The following is a 12,658-nucleotide window of genomic DNA, read 5'->3' on the forward strand; positions in this document are numbered from 1 at the left end:
ACCGGAGCGAAGTCCGTCCACAACAGACTCTCGCAGCGGGCGGCGAGCAGCCAGCTTCGCGGCCTCAGTCGAGGCAGAACTCGTTGCCCTCGACGTCCTGCATCACCAGGCACGACTCGTTCTCGCCGTCGGCGAGCAGCAGTCGCACGCGCTTCGCGCCGAGCGCGACCAGCCGTGAGCACTCGGCCTCGAGAGCGGCCACCCGCTGCTCACCCACCAGCCCGGTGCCGACCCGCACGTCGAGATGCAGCCGGTTCTTGACCACCTTGCCTTCGGGAACGCGCTGGAAGTACAGCCTCGGGCCGACACCGGAGGGATCGACGCACGCGAACGACGCACCCCGCTGCTCGGCAGGCAACGTGCGTTCGAAATCGCTCCAGGTAGCGAACCCCTCCGGCGCAGCAGGCACGACGTAGCCCAACACCTCGCACCAGAACCGGGCGACACGCTCGGGTTCCGCGCAGTCGAAGGTGACCTGGAACTGCTTGATCGACACCATCGGGACACCCTAACGACGCATGCGCCGTACCGGGACTGCGGCTGCCGCTGTCGGTTCGGGGTGAGACGATCTCGATCGTGATCAGCGATGAGGAGTACCTGTACTTCGCCGACCGTGCACTGGACGGCATGGCCGACATCCTGGCCGCGCTCGGCGACGATCGCGCCAACCGGCGCCCCGACCTGCCCGGAGCCAACTCCGCCTACGCGATCGTCAACCACTGCCTCGGCGTGCTGGAGTACTGGGCAGGCCACCTGGTGGCCGGCCGCACCGTGCACCGCGACCGCGAGGCGGAGTTCAAGGCCTCCGGTCCGGTCAACGGCCTGCTGGACCGCATGGCGCGGGCCAAGCGGCAACTCCGCGCCGACGTCGCCGCCGCCGACCCCGCCGCGCCGCTGCGGCACGAACCACGGCCCGGCCACTACTTCGCGGGGCAAGGGCTGACCCAGGGCGGCGCGTTGCTGCACGTCTACGAGGAACTCGCGCAGCACCACGGTCAACTGGAGATCACACGCGATCTGGTGCGCTGAACGCCCGCCGCGACCACCCGATGGGGTTACCGGCCGCGCCGCACCCGGTGCTCGAGCAGGGTGCCGCGCACAATTGGGCGCACAGTTGGGGTGGAAAGCAGCGCGAATGGCGAGGTGAGATGGACTCCTCCCCGCAAGCTCTGGTGAGCGCCGCGCGCGAGAGCGGGGTCGGCGACGAGCGGGTGCTCGATGCCGTACGTGCGACACCGCGAGCCGCTTTCGTGCCGCCCGACGCGGTCGACGACGCCTACGCCGACGTTCCCATCCCCATCGCGCACGACCAGGTCACCACGCAGCCATCACTGTCGGCGCGGATGATCGAGGGGCTAGGGCTCACCGGCGACGAGCACGTCCTGGAGATCGGCACCGGGCTCGGCTTCCAAACGGCGCTGCTGGCTCGCCTCGCGGCGGACGTCGTCACCGTCGAATGGTGGCCCGACCTCACCGAGCAGGCGCGGCGGAACCTGCGGGCGCGGGGCATCGGGCGGGTCACCCTGCTCACCGGGGACGGCAGCGGCGGAGTACCCGAACACGCGCCCTACGACGCGATCCTCGTCTCGGCGGCGTTCCCGGAGGTGCCGCGGCCGCTGATCGAGCAACTGCGGGTGGGGGGCCGACTCGTGCAGCCCATCGGAAGTGGTGGCCAGGAGGACGTGGTCGCCTTCGAGCGAACCGAATCCGGACTGGTCCGGCAGCGGGTACTGGTGCCTGCCCGGTTCGTCCGGCTGCACGGCAAGTACGGCTTCCCCGGTCCGCGGTGACTTTCGCCCCTGCCAGACACCCGTCGCCGCGCGCGAGTGTGCGAGGCGGCCCCGGCTCACGACGCGGGAGGAGACCCACATGACCCAGGAAGTGCACCACGGTCGGAGCACGCAGGAACTGCGCATGCAGCGCGCCCAGAAGCTGCACGACGCCGATGCCGTGTGCGCGGCCGCGGCCCGCACCGTCGCAGCACTGGACGACACGCTGGGCGCCGAGTACCGCACCCGGGTGCAGGCCGCCATGCGCGAGGTCCGCACAGCCGTGAAGTGCGAGGACGCCGAGCGTGCCCGCCAGCGCGCCGAGGTGCTGCTGACCGTGCTGCGGGAGGCGGGCGGGTCGTGACCGCCCGCCCGGGCGCGGGCCACCGGTCCGTGGCGCACACCGCGGACCTGCGTATCGAGGCGTGGGCACCGACCAGGCAACGCTGCATCGCCGAGGCGGTGCACGGCATGGTGGACAGCTTCGCCGACGCGCAGCTGCCGTCACCGGACACCACCGTGGAGTGCGCGGTGGCGGGTGAGCGGGACGAAGACCTGCTCGTCGGCGTGCTGGACGAGGTGATCTACCGGATGGAGACCCGCGGCGAACTGCCCGTCGCCACCGAGGTATCGCCCACGGCGAAGGGGGTTCGGGTGCGGTTTCGCATGGTCGACTCCGCCGCCGTGGTCTCGACAGGCTCGGTGCCCAAGGCCGTATCACTGCACGAGTTGCGGATCGCACCGCACGCCGACGGCTGGTCGTGTTCGGTGACCATCGACGTGTGAGGACACCGTGGAGATCGTCGAAGAGACCCCTTACCGCTTCCGGATGCCCGTACACGGCGCGATGCGGGTCCCCGGCATCGTGTTCGCCTCCAGGGAGTTGCTACCCAGCGCCCAGGAGGACCGGTCGCTGGAACAGGTGGCCAACGTCGCGACACTGCCGGGCATCGTGGCCGCCTCCTACGCGATGCCGGACGTGCACTGGGGATACGGCTTCCCGATCGGCGGGGTGGCCGCCACCGACATCGAGGCAGGCGGGGTCGTCTCACCCGGCGGGGTTGGCTTCGACATCTCCTGCGGGGTGCGGCTGCTGGCCTCGGCTGTCCACCGGGCCGAGCTGGGCTCGCGGCTGGCCGCGCTGATGGACACGCTCGGCCGCACCGTGCCACGTGGCATGTATCGGGGCAGCGTGTGGCGGCTGACCGGGCCGGGACAGCTGGAGCGGGTGCTGACCGGCGGCGCCGGATACGCGGTGGACTCCGGCCACGGCGTCGCCCGCGACCTGGACCGCTGCGAGGACGGCGGCCGCGTCGAGGACGCCGACCCGTCACTCGTCAGCAGGCGGGCCTTCGAGCGGGGCCTCGGCCAGGTGGGCAGTCTCGGCTCCGGCAACCACTTCCTCGAGGTCCAGGCGGTCGAGGAGATCTACGACGACACCGCCGCGGCGGCCTTCGGGCTGCGCCGCGACCAGGTGTGCGTGATGATCCACTGTGGTTCCCGCGGCCTCGGCCACCAGGTGTGCACCGACTACGTGCGCGCGATGGAACGGGTGATGTCGCGATACGACATCCAGGTGCCTGACCGGCAACTGGCGTGCGCGCCGGTCGTGTCACGCGAGGGTGGTGACTACCTGCGCGCGCTCGCCGCAGCCACGAACTACGCCAGGGCCAACCGGCAACTGCTCACCGAGACCGCGCGCCGCGCGTTCGAGTCCCACCTCGGCGGCGGGCTGGACCTGGTCTACGACGTTTCCCACAACCTCGCCACCATCGAGACGCACGAGGTGAACGGCCGGGCCCGCAGGTTGTGCGTGCACCGCAAGGGCGCCACCAGAGCACTGCCACCGCGGCATCCGCGGCTACCCGCCGACCTGGCGAACACAGGCCAGCCGACCCTGATCCCCGGCACGATGGGCACGGCGTCCTACGTGCTCGCGGGCGTGGCTGGCTCACCGGCGTTCCACTCGACCTGCCACGGCGCGGGCCGCACCAGGGGCAGGCATGCGGCGGCCCGCGGAGTCGACGGGCGGGCGCTTCGACAGGAGTTGGAGTCGCGCGGCATCGCGGTGCGCGGCACGTCGTGGAAGGGGCTGGCCGAGGAGGCGCCCGGTGCCTACAAGGACATCACCGCGGTCGTCGAGGCCAGCGAGGGTGCCGGACTGGGCCGCAAGGTGGCCAGGCTGGCCCCGCTGGGCGTGGTGAAGGGCTAGCGCGGCGGTCGTGCCGCGACGTGGTCGGCCGTCAGCCGATCGGTCAACTCCCGCAGCGCGGCCGACCGGGTGACGGTGACGGGTTCGGGGGCCCGCAGTCGTCGCGCGGCCTCCGGCAACCACGCCAGGTCGCGCTCGAACCGCCGCCGGGCCGCGTCCAGCGAATCCACACCCGGCCGCGGCGTCCCGGCGCGCTGCGCGGGCACCAGCAGCGGCTCCGCGCCTCGCCGCGGCTCCTCCTCGCGCAGCGCCAGCACGTCCGGCTCGCCAGGCCCGCCCCGAAAGACCTGTTTCGCGGCGGGGGCCGTGGCCTTGCCCGGCGACAGCTTGAGCACCGGCCGCCCCGCGTACTCCACCAGCTTGTAGGCGCTGTCCAGCGAAGGAGCGTCGGCCGACACGCCGATCTTCGTGCCGACCCCGTACGCGTCTATCGGGGCGCCCGCGGCGGTCAGCGCCTCCAGCGCGTACTCGTCGAGGCCACCGCTTCCGACGATGCGTGCGTCGGGCATCCCCGCCTCGTCCAGCAGGCGCCTGGCGAGCACGGCCAGTTCGGCGAGATCACCGGAGTCCAGCCGCACCCCCACCCGCTCCTGCGCCAGCCCGAGTTCGGCGGTGGCCTCGATCGCGGTTCGCACTCCGCGCTGCGTGTCGTAGGTGTCCACAAGGAACACCGCCGCGTCGGGAAAGTCGGTGCCGAAGGCAAGGAAGGACTCGTGCTCGGTGGGAAAGGCCTGCACGTAGGAGTGCGCCATGGTGCCGAGCGGCCGCAGGCCGAACTCCTCGGCCGCGGCCACGTTGCTCGTGCCCGCGAACCCCACCATGGCCGACACCCTCGCCATCGCCCTCGCCGATTCCAGGCCGTGCGTGCGGCGTGCCGCGAAGTCGACCAGGTCGGCATCCGGCGCCGCGATCCGGCAGCGTGCGGCCTTGGTCGCCACCGCCGACTGGAAGGTGACGTAGTTCAGCAACGCGGTCTCCACCAGTTGCGCCTGCGGCAGCGGTGCGGTCACCTCCAGCAGCGGCTCCCCCGCGAACACCACCCGCCCCTCCGGCACCGCCCACACCTCACCGTCGAACCGCAATCCCGCCAGCGCGGCCAGGTCCGAGTCCGGCAGTCCCACCTCTTGCCCGAGGTAGGCCAGCTCGGCGGCGTCGAACCGGAAGGTCCGCAGGAAGTCGAGGCAGTCGGCGAGCCCCGCGGCGACGAGGAAGCCTCGATCGCGGGGAAGTTTGCGGGCGAACAGGCTGAACGTGGCGGGCTCGGTCATCCCGCGCCGCAGGTAACTCGCCGCCATCCGGACCTCGTAGAGGTCGGTGTGCAGAGCCGTCATGCCGTGACCGTAGGAACTCCCCCGCATCGCCGGTGGAGCTGACCGGACGGTCTCGCGGGGGTCTTTCGGCCCTGCCGCAGGTCCGGGACCGGCAGGGCGCAGTGCTCGTCGAGCCGCGCTGCCACGTGACCCTGCCCCCGCGCCCGGCGGTTCAGCTGTCCTCGACGGTGTCGACGGCGACCTGGGAGCGCAACGTGCGGTGTACCGGGCATTTGTCGGCGATCTCCAGCAGCCGCTGCCGCTGCGCGGCATCGAGCTCGCCCTCTATCCGGATCACCCGTTCGATGTGCTCGACCATGCCGGTGCGGGTCTCGCAGTGCACGCAGTCCTTGGCATGGCTGCGCCAGTGCCGCAGCGCCACGCTCACCCGTTCCAGCGGCCACCGCTTGCGGGTGGCGTACATCCGCAGGGTCATGGACGTGCACGAGCCCAGCGCGGCCAGCAGCAGATCGTACGGCGACGGCCCGGTGTCGGCACCGATCGGCCTCGGCTCGTCGGCTGCCAGCACGTGCCTGCCCGCCACTATCCGCTGGGCGAACGGGCCGTCGCCGGTCTCGGCGACCGTCACCAGACCCTCCGCGGGCGGTTGCCCGGTCGCGGTGCCGCGTTCGAACACGTAGCGGCTCGCCCACGCGGCCAGCAGCGAGGCGACGTAGTCGGCGTCGTCGGAGCGGGTGAGCAGGTGGTCGGCCCCGTCGACGGCGACGAACGACTTCGGGTGCCTCGCCGCCTCGAAGATGCGCCGCGCGTTGTCGACCCCCACGATGTCGTCGGCGGGCGAGTGCAGTACCAGCAGCGCCGCCCCGAGCCCGGCGATGCGCTCGGCCTGCGGCTGGCAGGCGATGTCGTCGAGGAAGCCGCGCCGGATGCGAAACGAACGCCCCGCCAGCGACACCTCGGCCTCGCCGCGCCGCTGGATCTCCTCGCTGACCGGCCCCAGCAGTTCGACGACATGCGCCGGGTCGGCCGGGGCCGCGATGGTGGCGACCGCCTTGACCTCCGGCACCTGCCCGGCGGCCGCCAGCACGGCAGCACCACCGAGCGAATGTCCGATCAGGAGAGTCGGCGCCGCGCGGGTGGCCCGCAGGTGGTCGGCCGCGCGCACCACGTCCTCGATGTTGGAGCTGAAGTCGGTGTTGGCGAAGTCGCCACCGGAACCGCCGAGGCCGGTGAAGTCGAAGCGCAGCACGGCGATCCCGAACTCGGTGAGCGACCTGGAGATCCGGGTGGCGGCCACCGCGTCCTTGCCGCAGGTGAAGCAGTGCGCGAACAGCGCGTAGGCCCTCGGCCGCGAACCGGGCAGTTCGAGCCGGGCCGCCAGCGGGGCGCCGGTCGCACCGGTGAACTCGAGGCGTTCGCTGCCCGTCATGGTCGCGGCTCCCGGTCGAGTTCGGCGAGCGCGTGTTCGGTCGCCCGGTGAAACGTCGGGTAGGCGTAGATCATCCGGCGAAGCGTTTCCACCGGGACCTCGGCGTGCACGGCCAGCGCGAGACCGGACAGCACCTCGCCGCCGCACGGACCGACCGAGGTGGCGCCGACCAGCACACCACGCCGCGCGTCCTCGACCAGCTTCACCAGACCTTCGTTGCCCGCCTTGTGAATCCAGCCGCGGGAGGACTCCGGCAACCGCGCCACCGCGGTGCGCACCAAAAGCCCCTGTTGCCTGGCCTGCCGCTCGGTGAGCCCGACAGCGCCGACCTCGGGATCGGTGAACGTCACCCGGGGAACGGCGTGGTAGCGCGCGGGCGGGCCCGGCTCACCGAGGATGTCGCGGGCGGCGATGTCGGCCTGGTACATCGACACGTGCGTGAACGCACCCTTGCCGGTCATGTCGCCGATGGCGTAGACGCCGTCGGCGATCCGCATCCGCTCGTCGGGCTCGACGAATCCGCGCGTGGTGTCGAGCCCGAGCTCCGCGAGCCCGACCGCTTCCAGGTCGGCACGCCTGCCGGTGGCGACGAGCAGCCGCCGCGCTCGCAGCCGGGTGTCGGGAAGCCGGACGGTGAAGTCCGTGCCGTCGTGGCCGACGTGCTCCGCGGCGGCCGAGGTGTGCAGCGAGAGTCCCTCCGAGCTCAACACGTCGGCGAGCACCTCGGCGGCCTGCGGTTCCTCCTGCGGCAGGATCCGATCGGCGACCTCCACCACGCTCACCATCGCGCCGAACCGGGCGAACGTCTGTGCCAGTTCCAGGCCGACCGCGCCGGAGCCCAGCACGACGAGCGACTCCGGCACGGTGTACACGGTCACGGCGTCCCGGTTGGTCCAGTACGGAGTGTCGGATAGTCCGGGCACCGGCGGAGCCGACGGCGCGGTGCCGGTGTTGAGCACCACCGCCTTCGATGCCCTGAACTCGCGTCCGCCTACCCGCACCGTGCGGGGGCCGGTGAGCCTGCCGGTGCCACGCACGAACCGGCCGCCTGCACGCGTGAACCGGTCGACTGCCACCTGGTCGTCCCAGTCGTCGGTGGCCTCTTCCCGGATACGGCGGGCCACCGGCGTGTAGTCGGCGACCACCCGGCTGTCTCCGGCGAGCACCGGGACGCGGCGGGCCTCCGCGAGGCTGCCCGCCGCGCGGATCATCATCTTGGTCGGGACACACCCGTAGTAGGGGCATTCGCCGCCCAGCAGCCGCTCGTCGATACCGACGACGGTGAGCCCCGCCGTGGCCAGCCTGCTCGCGAGCGCCTCCCCGCCAGGGCCCATTCCGAGTACGACGACGTCGGCATCCTCGGCCATGTCACCTCGCTCCTCGTGTCGCCACCCGACCCTACCGACGATCGCGGGCCTGGGCCGTGCGGCTACGCGGGTCCGGCGAACGTGTGCACCCCGACGAAGTCGCCACCGTGGCGGGACGTGCGGCTACGCCTCCGGCCCACCGGCTCCCACCGGCTCCCACCGGCTCCCGACGGCTCCCGACGGCTCCCGGCGACGGACGGCGACGGACGGCGACGGACACAGCCGCGTGCCCGGGCTCGGTCATGCCCGCGCACCCGGCGCCGTGGCACGGTGAGGTGCGCCGGCGGGCGTCCTGCGGTGAACGATCGCCCGCCCGCCGTCACCTGGCGCGCCCGCGACACCGCGGGAGCGCCACCGCTCACCCCGCTCACCGGTGGGCGCGAGTGTGAACTGCCGCAGCATGGTGCGCAGCACCACGTGCATCTCCAGGTTGGCGAAGGCGGCGCCGAGGCAGCGGCGGGTGCCGCCGCCGAACGGGATCCACTGGTACAGGTCGGGTTTGGTGTCCAGGAACCGGTCGGGGTGGAAGGCGCGCGCGTTGCGAAACAGTGACTCGTCCTCGTGGATGAGCGAGATGCTGACCAGCACCGAGCATCCTTTCGGCAGCTGCCAGCGGCCGAGCTGGTAACCGTCGGTCAGGATCTGCCTGCCCACGAGATCGATCACCGGACGCGTGCGCTGCACCTCGGTGATGGTCGCCTGCCTGAACTCGCTGCCGCCCGCGTCGACCTCGTCGATCAGCCGGTCGAGGACGGCCGGGTGGCGGCGAAGCCGCTCGACCGCCCAGGCGAGCGTGGTGGCCGTGGTCTCGTGCCCGGCGGTGAGCAGCGTCAGCAGGTGGTCGGCGATGTCGGCGCGGCTCAGCGGCGTGCCGTCGTCGTGGCGGGCCTGCAGCAGCAGCGCGAGGATGTCGTCGCGCGCGTCCAGGTTCGCGCGCTCGGCCCTGTCGACGAGCCGGTCGACGATCGTGTCGTAGTCACGGCGCAGTCGCCGAAACCTCCCCCACGGGGTCCAGCGACCGGCACCGAGAACCGGCACCGGCGCCACGGCCAGCCAGGACCCGAGCCGGACGAACGGTGGCAGCAGCGCGCGAAGCCGGTGCAGCTCGGCACCCTCGGCTCCGAACACCGCTCGGAGGATGACGTTGAGCGTGATGCGCATCATCGACGGCAGCGTGGGAAACGCCCGGCCCTGCGGCCAGTCCGCCAGCTCGCGCACCGTCTCGTCCTCGACGATGCGTTCGTAGGCGACGAGCCTGCGGCCGTGGAAGGGCGGCACCAGCAGCCTGCGTTGCCTGCGGTGTTCCTCACCGGACAGTGCGAACAGCGAACCCGGGCCGAGTACCCGTCCCAGGTTGCGTTCCAGGTTGCCCACGTCTTGCGCGCCCGCGGTGAACAGCTGCTTGATCTCGGCGGGGCTGCTGATGACGACGGCCCTGCCGAAGATCGGCACGTTGACGGTGAAGGCGTCACCGTGGCGGTGCCGCAGCACGCGAACCCCGCGCAGCGGTGCGGCGACCGCGAAGGCCCCTTGCAGGACGCGAGGCAACGCGGGCCCCGGTGGCAGTCGCACGGTCGGCATCGAGGTGGCCCCCTTCTGGCCTGGTACGCGAACGTACCAGCCGTACGGTACGCCGATGTACCATGACCGGCAAGGGCCTTCAGGCAACGAGGTGCGGGGATGACCACGGTGACCACCACGAGCACGGTGCCGGACGATGCGGGTAGCGGATTCCGCCGCCGCCTGCTCGACGCGCTCGCGACCTGCATCGCGCGAGACGGTTACCGAGCGACCACGGTCGCCGACATCGTCCGCGGCGCACGCACGTCGCGGCGGACCTTCTACGAGCACTTCTCGGACAAGGAGGCCTGCTACGTCGCACTGCTCAGCGACGCCAACTCCGAGATGATCCGGCAGATTTCCTCCGCGGTGAACCCGGACGCGGGCTGGCAGACCCAGATCAGGCAGGCTGTCAGCGCCTGGATCGCGGCCGCGGAGTCCGCCCCGGCGCTCACGGTGAGCTGGATCAGGGACCTGCCATCGCTGGGCTCCGCGGCACGTGAGTTGCAGCGGGAGATGACGGACGCGTTCGTGACCATGATCCAGCGGCTGTGCGACACCGAGGAACTGCGCGCGGCCGGTGTCGGGCCGCTGCCCCGGCCGCTGGCGATCCTGTTGATCGGTGGCCTGCGTGAGTTGCTGGCGAGCACCGTCGAGGACGGTGGAGACATCGGCGAGGTGCACGACCTCGCCGTGCAGGCCTCGATCGCGCTGCTCGAACCCCGATCGACCGCCGCCCGGTAGCGGCGCACCGTCGGCCCGTGAGCCGTTGCGCCCCAGCACGCCGAAGGGCGAACTCGCAGGCAGCAGCGCAGAACTCGCGGACGGGAGCGGGGGACTCGCGGACGGGAGCGGGGGACTCGCGGACGGGAGGGGTCAGCCTCGGCTTCGGGTCTGCCGGGCCACCTCCTCCAGCCTTCTGGCCTCGGCGGCCTGTTCGAACGGGGTGTCACCGTGCGCGCGGCGATCACCGAGCCCGGCGTAGAGCTTGGCGACCGTGGCGGAGTCGTGATGGCAGGCCAGTTCGGCCAGTTCGGGTGCAACCGTGGCGAGGATCTGGCGGAACCGGATCTCCGCGAGTGGGCCCAGCCGGTCGTAGATGCGCACGAACACCCGCTGCGCGCGCGGGCGGGCCCACTCCTTCGGCAGCAACTCGGCGGGCAGGTCCGGGTCGGTCTCGGGAAACCGCCGCCAGTCCACCCGCAACTCGGTGCGCGTCCGCAGCGCCTGCGCCGGACCGATCAGCCCTGCCTCCAGCCGCTGCAACAGCGGTTCGTACCGGTCGGCGAAGGCACGGTACTCCGCCGCGAGCGCGGTGAGGTCGAAGACTTCGCGCGGACTCCCCCTTCGCGGGCAGCCGGGCACCTCGGTGGAGCGCAGCACCGTCGCGGTGTCCACCCCCAGCTCGCTCAGCAGGTCGAGCGCCTGCTGAGCGGTGTCGTGCGGCGACACCCAGACGCCGTCGTAGAGCGCGGCGAAGCGCAGTGCCCGCAACCGGGAGCGCAGCGCGGTCCGCACACTGCGTTCCTGCTCGGGTACCGAGAAGGCCACCACCGTCCAACGGCCGTCCCATTCCGGGGCCGACGAGCCGAACGTCAGCATGCGGTGGGTTCGTTCGATGATGACCTCGGCGGTGCGCGGCGGGATTCCGTAGGCCGTGGTGCGCCCGCTGCGAGAAGTGCTCAGCAACCCGCGTGCCGCCAGCCTGCGCATGGCGGCACGCGCACCGTCCGGGGTGACGTCGAAGTCGGCGAGCAACCGGACCAGCGCCGTGGCCGGGATGTGCTCGTCGCGCCAGTACCAGAAGTCGCCGAGCAGCGAGGTCAGCAGTAGCTGCGGCTCCGCCCCGTTCTGCCCGCGCGGGAGCTCACCGTCGGTTGTCATCGCACCTTCGCCTCCGTTCGGCTCCCAGCAGGCAACAGCATACGGACACGACCGGACACCGACCTGTCGCACTCAACACAACCCGACCCCCGGACCCGGCTCTTGAAAAAGACGACAGTTCGTGCGACGCTCGTCGCCATCTTCGACAACCGGACGCCGAGCACCATGGCGACCCGGGCCACCGACACTCACGCCTGGCACAGGCCCAACGCAGGGAGAAGCATCGCCATGCGTCACCCGTCCCCACGTCATCGCATCCTCGCGATCGTCGCCTCGGCCGCACTGCTCGCCACCGCCTGCGGCGCCTCGTCCGACCCAGCGGATTCACCGGACGGCCCTGCCGCGGGACCCGGCAGCTCCGCGCTGCACGACGAACTGCCCCAGTCCGTCAAGGACGCCGGGGTGCTGCGGTTCGCGGGTGACTCCCACCCGCCTTACCGCACGGTCGGGCCGGACGGCAAGACCGTGACCGGCATCGACAAGGACTTCCAGGACGCGCTCGGTGAGGTGCTCGGCGTGCGCACCGAGACCGTGATCGTCAGCGGCCTGCCCGCGGCACTGCAGGGCATGCTCAGCGGCCGCTACGACGCCTTCAACGGCCCCGTCAAGGCCACCGAGGAGCGCGAGCAGCAGTTCGACACGATCACCTGGATGACGACCCGGACGTCCTACGTCGTCCCCACGGGCCCCTCCTCGGGCATCGAGTCAGCAGGCGACCTGTGTGGCAAGCGGGTGGCCGTGGTCAAGGCCAGCATCGTCGAGGAGCAGCTGACCAAGTTGTCCCGGTACTGCCAGGACAACGGGAAGCAACCCGCCGAGACCATCGGGCTCGACGACACCAACGCCACCATCCTCGCGACCCGGTCCGGCCGCGCGGACGCCGCGGGCATGACGCAGGCTGCCGCCATCGACGTCACCAAGGAACAGCAGGACGCCTTCACCTACGTCACCCAGACCGACGAGCAGGGAGCCACCAGCGACCACCTCGCGCTGTTCGTGCCCAAGGACAGTGAACTGGGCCCGGTGCTGCACAAGGCTTTCCAGGAACTGTTCGCCAACGGGCGGTACCGCGAGATCATGCGGCACTGGGGACTCACCGACGTAATGGTGGAGCAGCCGCTGCTCAACGTCGCCACCACCCAGGGCCGCTGAGGGGCCGGAGTTGA

At 71.6% G+C, this 12,658-nt stretch carries 13 protein-coding genes; 7 read left to right on the forward strand and 6 right to left on the reverse strand.

All coding sequences use genetic code 11. From position 1 onward, the window contains the following. Positions 1-64: 64 nt before the first annotated feature. On the reverse strand, positions 65-499 hold the full coding sequence (locus SACMADRAFT_RS14955; RefSeq protein WP_009154673.1) for a VOC family protein: 435 nt from the start codon (positions 497-499) through the stop codon (positions 65-67). A gap of 77 nt (positions 500-576) precedes the next feature. On the opposite strand from SACMADRAFT_RS14955, the gene SACMADRAFT_RS14960 reads away from it, so the two are divergent. The 5 genes from SACMADRAFT_RS14960 (at position 577) to SACMADRAFT_RS14980 (ending at position 3,981) form a co-directional block, all read left to right on the forward strand. Then, positions 577-1,029: a mycothiol transferase gene (locus SACMADRAFT_RS14960; RefSeq protein ID WP_009154674.1), complete on the forward strand. Its 453-nt coding sequence runs from the start codon at positions 577-579 to the stop codon at positions 1,027-1,029. A gap of 119 nt (positions 1,030-1,148) precedes the next feature. Further along, entirely contained in the window at positions 1,149-1,790 is a 642-nt protein-coding gene (locus SACMADRAFT_RS14965; RefSeq protein ID WP_009154675.1) for a protein-L-isoaspartate(D-aspartate) O-methyltransferase, read from the forward strand. A gap of 79 nt (positions 1,791-1,869) precedes the next feature. Then, positions 1,870-2,133, forward strand: a complete 264-nt coding sequence (locus SACMADRAFT_RS14970) for a hypothetical protein (RefSeq protein WP_009154676.1) — start codon at positions 1,870-1,872, stop codon at positions 2,131-2,133. Next, a complete protein-coding gene (locus SACMADRAFT_RS14975; RefSeq protein ID WP_009154677.1) occupies positions 2,130-2,555 on the forward strand; it encodes an archease in 426 nt (141 codons plus the stop codon). The genes SACMADRAFT_RS14970 and SACMADRAFT_RS14975 overlap by 4 nt, the downstream gene beginning before the upstream one ends. Before the next feature lie 7 nt (positions 2,556-2,562). Beyond that, a complete protein-coding gene (locus SACMADRAFT_RS14980; RefSeq protein WP_009154678.1) occupies positions 2,563-3,981 on the forward strand; it encodes an RtcB family protein in 1,419 nt (472 codons plus the stop codon). On the opposite strand, the gene SACMADRAFT_RS14985 is transcribed toward SACMADRAFT_RS14980, so the two are convergent. The 4 genes from SACMADRAFT_RS14985 to SACMADRAFT_RS15000 all read right to left on the reverse strand — a co-directional run bounded on the left by SACMADRAFT_RS14985 (position 3,978) and on the right by SACMADRAFT_RS15000 (position 9,629). Then, positions 3,978-5,312: a nicotinate phosphoribosyltransferase gene (locus SACMADRAFT_RS14985; protein ID WP_040925707.1), complete on the reverse strand. Its 1,335-nt coding sequence runs from the start codon at positions 5,310-5,312 to the stop codon at positions 3,978-3,980. The genes SACMADRAFT_RS14980 and SACMADRAFT_RS14985 overlap by 4 nt on opposite strands. 151 nt (positions 5,313-5,463) lie before the next feature. Further along, positions 5,464-6,681 (reverse strand): bifunctional alpha/beta hydrolase/OsmC family protein, encoded by a 1,218-nt coding sequence (locus SACMADRAFT_RS14990; RefSeq protein ID WP_009154680.1) that lies wholly within the window; start codon positions 6,679-6,681, stop codon positions 5,464-5,466. Then, positions 6,678-8,048 (reverse strand): dihydrolipoyl dehydrogenase family protein, encoded by a 1,371-nt coding sequence (locus tag SACMADRAFT_RS14995; protein WP_009154681.1) that lies wholly within the window; start codon positions 8,046-8,048, stop codon positions 6,678-6,680. Before SACMADRAFT_RS14995 ends, SACMADRAFT_RS14990 begins: the two co-directional genes overlap by 4 nt. 240 nt (positions 8,049-8,288) lie before the next feature. Beyond that, complete coding sequence (locus tag SACMADRAFT_RS15000; RefSeq protein WP_009154682.1) at positions 8,289-9,629, reverse strand: cytochrome P450; 1,341 nt, start codon at positions 9,627-9,629, stop codon at positions 8,289-8,291. A gap of 99 nt (positions 9,630-9,728) precedes the next feature. Here SACMADRAFT_RS15000 and SACMADRAFT_RS15005 point away from each other — a divergent pair, with 99 nt between their 5' ends. Beyond that, complete coding sequence (locus SACMADRAFT_RS15005) at positions 9,729-10,352, forward strand: TetR/AcrR family transcriptional regulator (RefSeq protein WP_009154683.1); 624 nt, start codon at positions 9,729-9,731, stop codon at positions 10,350-10,352. A gap of 132 nt (positions 10,353-10,484) precedes the next feature. On the opposite strand, the gene SACMADRAFT_RS15010 is transcribed toward SACMADRAFT_RS15005, so the two are convergent. Beyond that, positions 10,485-11,492 carry a PaaX family transcriptional regulator gene (locus SACMADRAFT_RS15010; protein ID WP_009154684.1) on the reverse strand — a complete coding sequence of 336 codons (1,008 nt, stop codon included), beginning with the start codon at positions 11,490-11,492 and terminating at the stop codon, positions 10,485-10,487. Positions 11,493-11,720: 228 nt separating this feature from the next. Here SACMADRAFT_RS15010 and SACMADRAFT_RS15015 point away from each other — a divergent pair, with 228 nt between their 5' ends. Next, entirely contained in the window at positions 11,721-12,644 is a 924-nt protein-coding gene (locus tag SACMADRAFT_RS15015; RefSeq protein ID WP_009154685.1) for a transporter substrate-binding domain-containing protein, read from the forward strand. Positions 12,645-12,658 lie beyond the last annotated feature (14 nt).

It is taken from the genome of Saccharomonospora marina XMU15 (genome assembly GCF_000244955.1).
GTDB lineage: Bacteria > Actinomycetota > Actinomycetes > Mycobacteriales > Pseudonocardiaceae > Saccharomonospora_A > Saccharomonospora_A marina.

What these genes read in the sequence shown, in the direction of transcription:
- SACMADRAFT_RS15005 (WP_009154683.1), top strand. Translation starts at nt 9,729, where the DNA reads ATGACCACGGTGACCACCACGAGCACGGTGCCGGACGATGCGGGTAGC.
- SACMADRAFT_RS14985 (WP_040925707.1), bottom strand. Translation starts at nt 5,312, where the DNA reads ATGACGGCTCTGCACACCGACCTCTACGAGGTCCGGATGGCGGCGAGT.
- SACMADRAFT_RS14955 (WP_009154673.1), bottom strand. Translation starts at nt 499, where the DNA reads ATGGTGTCGATCAAGCAGTTCCAGGTCACCTTCGACTGCGCGGAACCC.
- SACMADRAFT_RS14965 (WP_009154675.1), top strand. Translation starts at nt 1,149, where the DNA reads ATGGACTCCTCCCCGCAAGCTCTGGTGAGCGCCGCGCGCGAGAGCGGG.
- SACMADRAFT_RS15010 (WP_009154684.1), bottom strand. Translation starts at nt 11,492, where the DNA reads ATGACAACCGACGGTGAGCTCCCGCGCGGGCAGAACGGGGCGGAGCCG.
- SACMADRAFT_RS14995 (WP_009154681.1), bottom strand. Translation starts at nt 8,048, where the DNA reads ATGGCCGAGGATGCCGACGTCGTCGTACTCGGAATGGGCCCTGGCGGG.
- SACMADRAFT_RS14970 (WP_009154676.1), top strand. Translation starts at nt 1,870, where the DNA reads ATGACCCAGGAAGTGCACCACGGTCGGAGCACGCAGGAACTGCGCATG.
- SACMADRAFT_RS15000 (WP_009154682.1), bottom strand. Translation starts at nt 9,629, where the DNA reads ATGCCGACCGTGCGACTGCCACCGGGGCCCGCGTTGCCTCGCGTCCTG.
- SACMADRAFT_RS15015 (WP_009154685.1), top strand. Translation starts at nt 11,721, where the DNA reads ATGCGTCACCCGTCCCCACGTCATCGCATCCTCGCGATCGTCGCCTCG.
- SACMADRAFT_RS14990 (WP_009154680.1), bottom strand. Translation starts at nt 6,681, where the DNA reads ATGACGGGCAGCGAACGCCTCGAGTTCACCGGTGCGACCGGCGCCCCG.